The following is an 11,940-nucleotide window of genomic DNA, read 5'->3' as shown; positions in this document are numbered from 1 at the left end:
TCCTGCGGGAAGGGAGATGATATCCATGAGCACAGTTGCGACCACCGATCCGGTTCTCACACAAGCGACGCCGATCTCGCTGCGGGGCCGGCTGCAGGATGCGCTGCCGAAGATCGTCCTGGCGCCGAGCTTCGTCATCACCCTGGTCTTCGTCTACGGCTTCATCGTCTGGACGGCCTATCTGTCGTTCACCAATTCCAAGACCTTCCCCTCTTATGCGTTGACCGGGGCACGCGCCTATCAGCGGCTGTGGCGCTGGACCTTCGAGAGCGACCCGCCGTCCTCCTGGTATACCTCGATCACCAACATGGCGATCTTCGGCTTCCTCTATGTCGGCATCTGCTTAGGCCTTGGCCTGCTGCTCGCCATCCTGCTCGACCAGAAGATCCGTGGCGAGGGGCTGTTGCGCCCGATCTTCCTCTATCCGATGGCGCTCTCCTTCATCGTCACCGGGGTGGCCTGGAAGTGGTTCCTCGATCCCGGCCTTGGGCTCGAGCAGACGCTGCACCACTTCGGCTGGACCAGCTTTCACTTCGACTGGATCAAGAACAAGGACTTCGTCATCTATACCGTCGTCATCGCCGGTGTCTGGCAGGCCTCGGGCTTCGTCATGGCGATGTTCCTGGCCGGGCTTCGCGGTATCGACGGCGAGATCATGAAGGCGGCACAGATCGACGGCGCCTCGCCCTTCCAGCTCTACCGCCGCATCGTCATTCCGCTGTTGCGGCCGATCTTTCTCTCCGCCTTCATCGTGCTCGCCCATATGGCGATCAAGTCCTACGACCTCGTCGTGGCGCTGACCTCGGGCGGGCCGGGCGGCTCGGCCTGGCTGCCGTCCAACTTCATGTATGAATATACCTTTAAGCGCAACGAGATGGCCGTCGGCTCGGCCAGCGCCATCATCATGCTGATGACCATCTCGGCGATCATCGTGCCCTATCTCTATTCCGAACTGAAGGAGAAGACGCGATGAGCATCTCGGCTTCCTCTCCCTCCCATTCCAACAACAACAGCCGCTTTCTCGGCCGGCTGGTCATCTACGGCCTGCTGGTGATCTTCGCCATCCTCTACCTGATGCCGCTCTTCGTCATGCTGACCACCTCGTTCAAGACGATGGACGAGATCCAGGGCGGCAACATGCTGGCGCTGCCGGAGGCCCCGACCTTCGATCCCTGGATCAAGGCCTGGGGCGAGGCCTGCGTCGGGCTGACCTGCGCCGGCATCAAGGGCTACTTCTGGAACTCGATCAAGATGGTGGTGCCGGCCGTGGCGATCTCCACCATCATGGGAGCGCTGAACGGTTATATCCTGACCAAATGGCGCTTTCCCGGCCATACGCTGGTGTTCGGGCTGATGCTGTTTGCCTGCTTCATCCCGTTCCAGTCGGTGCTCTTGCCGATGGCGACCATCCTCGGCTCGCTCGGCCGCTTCGGCGTCACGCTGCAGAACGCCACCGGCTTTTCCTTCGGCTTCGGCAATTCGACGGTCAACCTGGTCTTCGTCCATGTCGTCTACGGCTTGGGCTTCACCACGCTGTTCTTCCGCAATTTCTACGAGGCGTTCCCGACCGAGCTGGTGCGCGCCGCCCAGGTCGACGGCGCCAGCTTCTTCCAGATCTTCCGCCGCATCATGCTGCCGAACTCGCTGCCGATCATCGTCGTCACCGTCATCTACCAGTTCACCAATATCTGGAACGACTTCCTGTTTGCCTCGGCCTATGCCGGCACCGGTGACTCCATGCCGATGACGGTGGCGCTCAACAATGTCGTCAACACCTCGACCGGGGTGGTCGAATACAATGTCAACATGGCCGCGGCGATGATCGCCGCCGTTCCGACACTCATCGTCTATATCCTCGCCGGCCGCTACTTCGTGCGCGGTCTGATGGCGGGCGCAGTCAAAGGGTAAGTCATGGCCTTCCTGGAAATCTCCGGTCTCAGAAAACGCTTCGGCGCCGTCGACATTCTCAAGGGGATCGACCTTGAACTCGAAAAGGGCGGCTTCCTGGTGCTGGTCGGCCCGTCCGGCTGCGGCAAGTCGACCCTGCTCAACACCATTGCCGGGCTGGAGACGATCACCTCAGGCGATATCCGGATCGACGGGCGCGACATCAGCGGCCTGCATCCCTCCAAGCGCGATATCGCCATGGTGTTCCAGTCCTATGCGCTCTATCCGAACATGACGGTGGCCGGCAATATCGCCTTCGGCATGGAAATCCGCGGCGTGCCGAAGGAGGAACGGGCCAAGGCGATCAAGCAGGTCTCCGACATGCTGCAGATCGGCCATCTGCTCGATCGCAAGCCGAGCCAGCTCTCCGGCGGCCAGCGCCAGCGCGTCGCCATGGGCCGGGCTTTGGTGCGCAACCCGCAGGTCTTCCTGTTCGACGAACCCTTGTCCAATCTCGACGCCAAGCTGCGTGTCGACATGCGCACCGAGATCAAGCGGCTGCACCAGCGCATGGGCACCACCTTCGTCTATGTCACCCATGACCAGATCGAGGCGATGACGCTGGCGACCAAGATCGCCGTGCTGAAGGACGGGGTGCTGCAGCAGTTCGGCACGCCAGCCGAGATCTATAACAGCCCGGCCAATCTCTTCGTCGCCGACTTCATGGGATCGCCGGCGATGAACCTGCTGACCGCCACCGTCGAGAACGGCGCCTCCGGGCTTGCCGTCGCACTCGAACGGCCGAATGGCGCGCCGCTCAGGCTGCCGGTCGTCTCCGGCAATCACGGCCTGTCCGCCTATGCCGGCAAGCCGGTGATCTTCGGCATCCGCCCCGAAGCCTTGACCGATCCCGACGGCGCCGACCGCAAGGCGCGCTCGCTGACCGAGGACGATTGCCTGATCGAGGTGGTCGAGCCGGCCGGCTCCGACACCTTCGCCGTCACCAAGCTCGGCGGTAAATCCGTCGTCGCCCGCCTGCGCGCCGATGCCGGCATTGCACCGGGCCAGAACACCCGTCTCGCCTTCAATCTCGACAAGGCCGTGTTCTTCGATCCCGACAGCCAGATGCGGATCGCCTGAGGGCCATCGGAGCCGCGCGCCTGATAACACGCGCGGTTCTGCGCTAAATTAGGCGGTGGCCGTCACAGTGAGGGTCACCGGCGCGAAACGCGAGGAGACCGCTTCGACGGTGATCTCGCCGACCAGACCCGTCGCTTCCAGCCAGAAGCCGGCGGTGCCACCCTGCAGCGGCACATTGGTCGGGCCGACGATCTTTGCGGGCCCATGCACCTTCAGCGAAATGCTCTCGTTCATGAAAGGCAGGCGCTGGCCGCACTGGTCGAGCGCGCGAATGATGACGCGCGTGCTGTCGCGTTCGCGAGCCTTCAGCGTCGAGCTGTCGGCCACGATTTCCAGCGTCGTCGGCAGCGGATCGGCGGCCAGCGTCAGGCTCGTTACCGGCTCGCCGCCGATATAACCGGTCAGGGTGCCGTCGATCCATTCGAGACCCCAGGTGCCGAGTTCGTCGGCGGTGAAATGACGATGGTCGAGCACGACGGGCGGATGCGGCAGATGCGGATAGTTCTCGCGGTCCGGACCGATGCGCTTGCTGAGCCCGCCATATCGCAGCTCCACCTCGTCGCAATTGGTCAGGATGATCAGCGGCAGAACGCCGCCGATATTACGCTCGCCGCGCGCCCAGAAGGTTGCCGGCTTCATGACGATCTCGTCGGACGGGTCGCACTGGCTGATATAGGCATAGGCAGCGAATTTCGGCTCGCGGAACATGTCCATGACACCGTGATAGCAGATGCGATCACCAGAGCCGAAATCCTTGTGGGTGTTGTAATCGAACATGCACCAGCCGATCGCGCCCGATATATCCGGGTCGCCATAGGCGGCATTTAGCACCTCGAGGTGGCGGCGCACATGCTCGGCCTGGCGCTGCTCCTGGTCATAGATCTTCGTCGGGTGCATGTGGCCGTTGAACTCGGTGATGAGGTACGGCACCTTGGCGGAAAGCCCGGTATTTTCCTGCTGGCCGCGCAACACGGTGCGCGGGCGGTTGGCGCCCGGCAATTCCTCATTGCCGAGGATGAAGTCGTTCATCGTGTAAACGTCCTCGAGCAGCTCGCTCTCGGTGATATAACGCACGCCGCCGGTCTGGCGCGTGCTGTCGAGTTCACGGGCGAGGCGATTGGTCTCGGCGTAGAAATCGTGATTGTCCTGGGACTCGTTGATGCGCACGCCCCAGATGATGATCGAGGGATGGTTCCAGTCGCGCTCGATCATGCGGCGGACGTTTTCGATCGATTCCTTCTGCCAGTCGGCATCGCCGATATGCTGCCAGCCGGGGATCTCCTCGAAGACCAGCAGGCCGATCGCATCGCACCGGTCGAGGAACCATTTCGATTGCGGATAATGCGAGGTGCGGACGATATTGCACTTCAGCACGCTCTTCATGATGTCGGCGTCGCGCTCCTGGGCGGAGCGGCCGGCGGCATAACCGACATAGGGGAAGGACTGATGACGGTTGAGGCCGCGCAGCTTCAGCGGCCTGCCGTTCAAGAGGAAACCTTCCGGCGTGAATTCGGCGGTGCGGAAGCCAAAGCGGCTGGAGACACGGTCGGAGCCGTGCTCGGTCCTGAGTTCGACGGTGACGTCGTAGAGCGTGGGATCGGTAATGTCCCAGAGGGTAATGCCGGTCAGGCCGCCGAAGGAAAGCCTGGTGCGGTCGCCGATCGTCTCGGTCGCTGCGGTGGCGATCACCGTGCCGTCGGCCTGCTTCAGCGTGGCGGTGACGGTCGCCGAGAAGCTGCGGCCCTCGGGATTGGCGATATCGACCCGGATGGTTGCCGACTTCTCCGCAGCGAGAACGTCTGTGGTTTCGATCTTCAGATTGCGGATCGACACGGGGTCGGTGACCTTCAGCCAGACGTCGCGGTAGATGCCGGCATAAGTGAGATAATCGATACGGCCGCCGAAGGGCGGGATGGCAGGGTTCTCGCTGCCGTCGATCTTGACGGTAATGAGGTTCTCGCCCTTGATGAGCTTGCCGGTGAGGCGGGCCTCGAACGGGGTGTAGCCGTCCTTATGAGCGATGATCTCTTCGCCGTTCAGATAGACGACGCTGTCGGCCATGGCGGCGTCGAAGACGAGCGAAACCTCGCGGCCCTCGAATTCCGGCAGCCAGCGCAGCAGCTTCTGATAGGTGAAAGCGCGCTGATAGCTCTTCTCGTCGAAATAGTTGAAGGGCAGTTCGACGGCGTTGTGAGGCAGGCTGACCGATCTGGCGGCATCGAAGCTTTCGAGCAGGCGCTGGCCAAAGCCCTCGTGGAAACTCCAGCCTTCGTTGAAGGAAACGACGGACCGCATCTCAGGCTCTCCTGGTCATCGCAGCAGCAGCGGTGCGGCGCCTTTCGGCGCTTGAAAATCGGGTCATCGGGAAATCCCTTCTTGATGCAATAGATCTACGCGCCGCCAGAACAGGATGTTGTCCGAAATTTGCTCACAGGTTTCGGCACCATGCTCTGAAGCACGCACATCGAATCTCATTCGTGTGACGCGCTTTAGCTTTTTTTATGCAAGTCGTCATCCCGGAACGGCGATCTTCAAGCCGGCCCTGACCTCACGGAAATTGTGCGCCGTTGGTCTTCGTGTAGATCGAATAGACCGACCGCGTCGCGGTGATGAAGAGCCGGTTTTTCTTAGGGCCGCCGAAAGTGAGGTTGGAGACCGTCTGCGGCACCTTGATCTTGCCGAGCAGCGTGCCATCTGGTGAGAAGCAGTGCACGCCATCGCCTGCGCTCGTCCACAGATTGCCGCTGACGTCGAAGCGAAAACCGTCGGGATTGCCGACGTCGAGGCTGCAGAAATAGCGGCTGTTCGTAAGCCTTCTGCCATCGACGACGTCGAAAACTCTGATATGGCGTGGCACGTCATGTTTTGCCGAGCCGGAATCGGCAATGTAGAGCTTCGTCTCCTCGGGCGAGAAGGCAAGGCCGTTCGGTTGGATGAAATCCTCGATGACAGCCTCGATGGCGCCGCTTGAAGGGTCGATCCGATAGACATTGCGGGTCGGCTGCTCGGGCTCGGCCTTGTGCCCTTCGTAGTCCGACAGGATGCCGTAGGTCGGATCGGTAAACCAGATCGAACCGTCGGAGCGCACGACGACGTCGTTCGGCGAGTTCAGCCGTTTGCCTTTGTAGCTGTCGGCGAGAACGGTGATGCTGCCGTCGAGCTCGGTGCGGGTAACGCGGCGGCCACCATGTTCGCAGGAAACCAGCCGGCCCTGCCGGTCGCGGGTGTTGCCGTTGATGTAGTTGGAGGGCGAGCGGAAGATCGAGACCGTACCATCCGGTGTCCAGCGCATCATGCGTTCGTTCGGAATGTCGCTCCAGAGAAGACAGTTGAGGTCGGAAAACCAGACCGGGCCTTCCGTCCAGCGGCAGCCGGAATAGAGTTCCTCGAGGCCCGCGCTGCCAATGACCAGAGCGCCGAAACGTTCATCGCGGATGTCGTAAAGCGGATTGTCGGCCACGCCAGTTCCTCCCTGAATGCTGCCGTCCTTTTCCTAGCGACAAACGCGGGAAGGTGCCAGAGCCCGGTGATCGGAAATGCCGGGCTCCGGTTTTTCAGAGGGCGGCGACCGGATGCGGCGAACCGTCGTAAGCACCCCAGATCGACTGGTCGAAGCAGATGACCGAGCCGGTCATCAGCCCGGATTCGGCCGATGACAGGTAGGCGCAGGCGCGTGCTACCTCATGCGGATCGACGAGGCGGCCGAAGGGCTGGTTCGCCGCCGCCTTTTCCAGCCAGTCGGCCGGTGCGCCGTGATATTCCCGCTGGATGCGGTCCTCGCCTTCCGACGCCATCCAGCCGATATTGAGGCCGTTGACGCGGATGCGGTTGCGCAAAAGCGCATAGGCGGTGTTCTTCGTCAGCGTTTCCAGCGCCCCCTTGGAGGCGCAATAGGCGGCGATGAAGGGCTGGCCTGCCTTGGCTGACATCGAGCCGATATTGACGATGGTGCCTTCGATCTTTTCGCGGCGCATGACCTTCACCGTCTCCTGCATCAGGAAGAACGGTGCGCGCACATTGATGGCGAACATCCTGTCGAAGAGTTCGGGGCTGGTGTCGAGAATGGTGCCGCGATCGGTGATGGCGGCGGCATTGACGAGCGCATCGACGCGGCCGAAGGCCTCGTCGCAGGCGCGCACGACATATTGTGCGTCCTCGACCTTGGCGAGGTCGGTCTTGACGTAGACGACCTTCACACCGGTCGCGGCTGAAATCTCCGCCGCTTTCGCCTTCCCTTTGGCCTCGTTGCGGCCGCAGATGACGATGCCTTGCGCGCCGCGTTCGGCGAAAAGGCGGGCAATCGTGGCCCCCAGCCCTTGCGTGCCGCCGGTGACGATGGCGATCTTGCCGTCGAGACGGCCGTGGTCTGTGCTCATTTGGTTCCTCCCTGGTGATGAGATGCAAGTGTCCTCCCGCGGGTGCGGGAGGCGGCTACGGCGATTAGGGGGCTCCGGTCTCCACCTTCAGCTCAATTTCTTCCTCGCCTGCTCCGCAAGGGCGGCCGTAAAAGCCTCGTCGCTCCAGTCCTCCCGCAACGCCTCGTGCATCAGCTGCGCCTGCGTCTTCGGCGCCAGACCGCCGACCGGCGGGTCGCGGTCGAGATTGGTGGGGAAGGAATAGCCTTCGGTGCAGGCGGCGACGGCGTTGGCGATTTCATCGGGTGAGAGCTTGCCCTGCAAGGCCTTCAAGGCCGGAAAGAGTTTGACGCTCATCCTCTCGCGGTTGACGGTTTCCATTGCCCGGCCGAAGGCGGAGGAGACCTGCAGCAGGTTGGCGACACGCTTGATGTCGGCCGAGCGGTTGGTGCCGGCGGCATGGAAGAGGGCGGGATTGAAGAAGACGACGTCGCCCTTTTCGAGCGGCAGCTGCACATGATTGGCTTCGAAATAATCGCGGAATTCCTGGCGCTTCAGCGCGAGGTAACCCGGCACATAGGTCTGGCTGTGCGGCAGGAAGAGCGTCGGGCCGCTTTCGAGCGGCATGTCGCAATGGGCCACCGCGCCCTGCAGCGTCAGCACCGGCGAGAGCAGGTGCACATGCGCCGGAAACTGCTCGATCACCTGAGACGACTGGAAGCCGAGATGGTAGTCACGATGCGCCGACTGCGCCGCACCGCCCGGATTGACCCGGTTGACCTGCGCCGTCATCTGATAGCTGGGGCCGAGCCAGGCTTCGCTTGCGAGCGCAACGATGGCGTTGGCGTAATATTCGGCGAAATTTGCCGGATCTGCGAGGCAATGCTTTTCCAGCGAGTTCCAGATGCGGTCGTTGGCGCCGGGCTTGGCGAAGTGATCACCGCCGCCGGTCGAGGTCCGGTGCTGTTCCTCTATGATCGCGTCGAAAATCGCGCTGGCACGGTCGATGACGCCGGTATCTTCATAGGCGTGCTTGAATACGACGACACCAGGGCCCTCGCCGAAGGCCTCGCAGATTTCGGCCAGCACGGCGCGCCGGTCTTCCGCCACCGCCGCCACCACCTTGCGGCTGTCGTAGATCGGGATGTTTTTCTCGATCGCTGAGGCGGTGGGGTAATCGGCAAGCGCGGTCGTCCTTTCCGCAAGCCGGCGAAAATCGACAAGATCGCAGGCATCTTCGGAGAGCCAGACACGGTCGGCGCGCAATTTCTGCTGGTTATCGGTTTTCATCTCAGGCTCCTCCCTGTTTCCGATGGGGCACTATACGCCGCGATGCGAGGTGATGTAGATCAGGAATCCATCAAAAAACCATCAAGAGGGCTCCTCATGGCGCATGCTTTTCTCGTCAAGGACATCGCCTTTCAGGCCGGATTGAGCACCGCCACCGTCGACCGGGTGTTGAACGGCAGGCCGGGCGTGCGGCAACAGACAGAAATGCGGGTGAGAGCGGCGATCGCGGAGCTGGAGAAGCAACAGACGGGGGCGATGAGCAGCGGGCGCACGCTGGCGATCGATATCGTCATGGAGACGCCTCAGCGTTTCAGTGATGCGGTGCGGGCCGCCTTCGAGGCCGAGACGGCAACCTTTTTCCCCGGGGTCTTTCGCTGCCGCTTCCACTTTGCCGAAGTGATGAAGCCGGCAGAACTTGTGCAGCTACTCGATCGCATTCGGCTGCGCGGCACGCACGGCATCGTGCTCAAGGCACCTGATGTCGGCGAGGTCGTTGCCGCCGTCGCGCGGGCGGATGCGGCCGGCATTCCCGTGGTGACCCTGGTGACCGATCTGCCGAATTCGGCGCGGATCGCCTATGCCGGGGCTGACAACCGGGCAGCGGGAGAAACTGCCGCCCACCTCATCGGCGAATGCCTCGGGAGGGGCGGCGGCAAGGTGCTGGTGACGCTGTCGAGCGGGCGGTTCCGCGGCGAGGAGGAACGCGAAATCGGTTTTCGCCGCGTCATCCGCGCCCATTATCCCGGCATCGGCGTCACCGAAATCAGCGAAGGGCACGGCAGCGATGCGGCGACGGGAACACTTGCGACGGCGGCGCTCGCGGCCGATTCCGCGATCAATGCTGCCTATTCGATCGGCGGCGGCAACCGAGCCGTGCTGGCGGCCTTCGAAGCGGCCGGCCGTCCCGCCCGCGTCTTCGTCGCCCATGATCTCGATGCCGACAATCGGGCTTTGCTTACGGCACGCCGGATCGGTTTCGTGCTGCATCATGATCTCAGAACCGATGCGCGTTCGGCATTCAGGGCGATCATGAGCCGCGAGCCCTCAGGCCGGCGGATGGTGGGCACCTTGCTTTCAGCGGTTGAAATCATCACGCCCTACAACATCCCGGCCGGCGATTGATCCAATCGGCTTTCCATAGAGGCCGAATTTGGGCTAAAGCTTGAACTGAGCGAGGTAAGCGGCATGGATTACAGCGACGTCAGCACAATTGCGGCCTGGATTACGGAGCAGGGACTGAAGGGCGCTTCGGAGGCCGAACTGATGACCGGCTTCTGCGCGGCCTGTCGGGATGCCGGCCTGCCGCTCGACCGCGGCCTGGCGCTGATGGATACGCTGCACCCGGTGCATGAGGGCCGCGCCTTCCGCTGGGATAGCGTGGAGGAGATCGAACCCGAGTTCGAGTATGGTCCGACGAGCTCGGGCGAAGCGGCTTCGAACTGGCAGCGCTCGGCTTTCTATCATCTTTGGTCGGGCAACGAGCGGGAGGTGCGCCGACGCCTGGGCTTCGGCGATCCGATCGATTTCGCAATGCTCGACAAGATTGCCGAAGCCGGCAACACGGATTTCGTGGCGATGATGCATCGTTTCAGCGAAGCCGGCACGATCGGCGAAATGGATTGCTTTTTCTCGCATTTCGCGACGAAACATCCTGAGGGGTTTTCCGATCACGATCTCGCCATCCTGCGCAAGCTCGTGCCGGTCCTCGGGCTGGCGATCAAATGCATCGCGCTCGGGCGCATCGCCCGCACCATTGCTGAAGTCTATCTCGGCGAGGATGCGGCGCGCCAGGTGATGGAAGGCAAGATCAGCCGCGGCAAATCGGAGCGAATTTCCGCGGCGCTCTGGTTTTCCGATCTGTTGAACTACACCAAGATTTCCGACCGTGTGCCGCCTGAGGAAATCATCCCGCTGCTCAACGATTACAGCGAGGTGGCGATCTCCGCGATCCACGAGGCGGGCGGCAACGTGTTGAAGCTGATCGGCGACGGGGTGCTTGCCATCTTCAAGGGCGAGGTGCCGGCCGAGACCTGCCGGGCGGCGCTCAGCGCCGAATCGCTGCTGCGGGAAAAGCTCGTCAAGCTGAACGCTGCGCGTGCGGCCGACGGCCGGGCGACGACGGACGTCTATATCGGCCTGCATATCGGCGATGTTTTCTATGGCAATATCGGCAGTCAGGACCGGCTGGACTTCACAGTCATTGGCCCCGCCGTCAACGAGGTCAGCCGGATCGCCTCAATGTGCCGGTCGGTCGACCTCAACCTGCTGATCTCCTCGGATTTCGCCGCGGCGATACCGGAGGGACAGCGAACCGCGCTCGCCTGCGTCGGACGTTATGCATTGCGCGGCGTGCAGCGCGCGCAGGAACTCTATACGCTCGACAGCGCCCGGCTGGACAACTGATCTTCGCCGATCCCTACCGCAGCAGGCTCTGGCCTCCGTCGATCCAGATGGGCGAGCCGGTGATGTGGCAGGCGCGCTCGGAGACGAGAAAGAGGATCGCTTCGGCGACATCGCCGCTTGCGCCCTTCTTGCCGTCGGTGATCGGAATTTCACCCTGTGGCCAGATGACGGGAATTTCGGTTTCCTCAGGGTGGCGCATGGTGGTGTTGGCGGCGATGCCGGTCTCGATCGCTCCGGGACAGACGGCATTGATGCGGATGTGATGTTTCCCAAGTTCCAGCGCCAGCTGCTGAACCATGGCGAGCTGCCCGGCCTTGGTGGCCGTATAGGCCGTGGCGCCGGGCGTCGTAAAAGTGCGTGTGCCATTGATCGAGGAGACGACGACGATAGAGCCGCCGTTCCTCTTCAGAAGGGGCACGGTCAGATGCAGCGTCAGATAGGTGCCGCGCAGGTTCACGGCCATCGTCTGATCCCATTCATCGGGCTTCAGGTCGTCGATCGGCGCCCAGACACCGTTGATCCCTGCATTGGCAACGACGATGTCGATACCGCCGAAAGCCTCGGTCATTCTGTCGATCGCCGTCCGCATCTGAGATTCGTCGCTGGTATCGGCGGTCAGAGCGATCGACTTCCCGCCAGCGGCAGCAATTTCCCGGTGTGTTTCCAGTACCTCGCTTTCCGTACGGCTGAGCACCGCGACCCCTGCGCCTTCGGCTGCGAGCTTCAACGCGGTTGCTTTGCCGATGCCGGAGCCTGCCCCCGTCACCAATGCGCTCTTTCCTTTCAGTACCATGGCCGTTCCTCTTTGCGATCGGTGGTAGAAGCAATGATCGCGGCGGCTCTTGGTTCCGGGACGGTATCGAAC

General features: G+C 62.5%; 10 protein-coding genes. 5 read left to right on the top strand and 5 right to left on the bottom strand.

The features are described 5' to 3' along the window. Positions 1-25 precede the first annotated feature (25 nt). From AMC88_RS19160 to AMC88_RS19150, 3 genes are read left to right on the top strand one after another with little or no spacing between them, the layout of a single operon-like run. Entirely contained in the window at positions 26-973 is a 948-nt protein-coding gene (locus AMC88_RS19160) for a carbohydrate ABC transporter permease (protein WP_012483506.1), read from the top strand. After that, positions 970-1,908: a carbohydrate ABC transporter permease gene (locus AMC88_RS19155; RefSeq protein ID WP_012483507.1), complete on the top strand. Its 939-nt coding sequence runs from the start codon at positions 970-972 to the stop codon at positions 1,906-1,908. The genes AMC88_RS19160 and AMC88_RS19155 overlap by 4 nt, the downstream gene beginning before the upstream one ends. Before the next feature lie 3 nt (positions 1,909-1,911). After that, positions 1,912-3,027 carry an ABC transporter ATP-binding protein gene (locus tag AMC88_RS19150; protein WP_012483508.1) on the top strand — a complete coding sequence of 372 codons (1,116 nt, stop codon included), beginning with the start codon at positions 1,912-1,914 and terminating at the stop codon, positions 3,025-3,027. Between the two features lie 48 nt (positions 3,028-3,075). Here AMC88_RS19150 and AMC88_RS19145 read toward each other — a convergent pair whose 3' ends face one another. From AMC88_RS19145 to AMC88_RS19130, 4 genes are all read right to left on the bottom strand, one after another. Further along, entirely contained in the window at positions 3,076-5,322 is a 2,247-nt protein-coding gene (locus AMC88_RS19145) for a glycoside hydrolase family 2 protein (protein ID WP_012485325.1), read from the bottom strand. A gap of 253 nt (positions 5,323-5,575) precedes the next feature. Further along, positions 5,576-6,487, bottom strand: coding sequence for an SMP-30/gluconolactonase/LRE family protein (locus AMC88_RS19140; protein WP_012485324.1), 912 nt, complete (start codon positions 6,485-6,487; stop codon positions 5,576-5,578). A gap of 94 nt (positions 6,488-6,581) precedes the next feature. After that, the gene (locus AMC88_RS19135; RefSeq protein WP_012485323.1) at positions 6,582-7,403 is read right to left on the bottom strand and encodes an SDR family oxidoreductase; all 822 of its coding nucleotides are present in this window, start codon (positions 7,401-7,403) and stop codon (positions 6,582-6,584) included. A gap of 87 nt (positions 7,404-7,490) precedes the next feature. Then, positions 7,491-8,672: a phytanoyl-CoA dioxygenase family protein gene (locus AMC88_RS19130; protein WP_012485322.1), complete on the bottom strand. Its 1,182-nt coding sequence runs from the start codon at positions 8,670-8,672 to the stop codon at positions 7,491-7,493. Positions 8,673-8,768: 96 nt separating this feature from the next. Between AMC88_RS19130 and AMC88_RS19125 the strand changes: the two genes are divergently transcribed. Continuing rightward, complete coding sequence (locus tag AMC88_RS19125; protein ID WP_041683782.1) at positions 8,769-9,794, top strand: LacI family DNA-binding transcriptional regulator; 1,026 nt, start codon at positions 8,769-8,771, stop codon at positions 9,792-9,794. Between the two features lie 63 nt (positions 9,795-9,857). After that, positions 9,858-11,075, top strand: coding sequence for an adenylate/guanylate cyclase domain-containing protein (locus tag AMC88_RS19120; protein ID WP_012485320.1), 1,218 nt, complete (start codon positions 9,858-9,860; stop codon positions 11,073-11,075). A 13-nt stretch (positions 11,076-11,088) separates the two neighbouring features. On the opposite strand, the gene AMC88_RS19115 is transcribed toward AMC88_RS19120, so the two are convergent. Further along, positions 11,089-11,868, bottom strand: coding sequence for an SDR family oxidoreductase (locus AMC88_RS19115; protein ID WP_012485319.1), 780 nt, complete (start codon positions 11,866-11,868; stop codon positions 11,089-11,091). Between the last annotated feature and the right edge of the window lie 72 nt (positions 11,869-11,940).

The sequence above is a fragment of the Rhizobium phaseoli genome, assembly GCF_001664385.1.
Classification (GTDB): domain Bacteria; phylum Pseudomonadota; class Alphaproteobacteria; order Rhizobiales; family Rhizobiaceae; genus Rhizobium; species Rhizobium phaseoli.
Note: the sequence above shows the minus strand (reverse complement) of the source record. Positions and strands in the feature narration are given on the sequence as shown.

Bases quoted from the DNA above. Each gene is read 5' to 3' on its own strand.
- AMC88_RS19160 (WP_012483506.1), top strand. From the start codon at position 26: ATGAGCACAGTTGCGACCACCGATCCGGTTCTCACACAAGCGACGCCG.
- AMC88_RS19155 (WP_012483507.1), top strand. From the start codon at position 970: ATGAGCATCTCGGCTTCCTCTCCCTCCCATTCCAACAACAACAGCCGC.
- AMC88_RS19150 (WP_012483508.1), top strand. From the start codon at position 1,912: ATGGCCTTCCTGGAAATCTCCGGTCTCAGAAAACGCTTCGGCGCCGTC.
- AMC88_RS19145 (WP_012485325.1), bottom strand. From the start codon at position 5,322: ATGCGGTCCGTCGTTTCCTTCAACGAAGGCTGGAGTTTCCACGAGGGC.
- AMC88_RS19135 (WP_012485323.1), bottom strand. From the start codon at position 7,403: ATGAGCACAGACCACGGCCGTCTCGACGGCAAGATCGCCATCGTCACC.
- AMC88_RS19130 (WP_012485322.1), bottom strand. From the start codon at position 8,672: ATGAAAACCGATAACCAGCAGAAATTGCGCGCCGACCGTGTCTGGCTC.
- AMC88_RS19125 (WP_041683782.1), top strand. From the start codon at position 8,769: ATGGCGCATGCTTTTCTCGTCAAGGACATCGCCTTTCAGGCCGGATTG.
- AMC88_RS19120 (WP_012485320.1), top strand. From the start codon at position 9,858: ATGGATTACAGCGACGTCAGCACAATTGCGGCCTGGATTACGGAGCAG.
- AMC88_RS19115 (WP_012485319.1), bottom strand. From the start codon at position 11,868: ATGGTACTGAAAGGAAAGAGCGCATTGGTGACGGGGGCAGGCTCCGGC.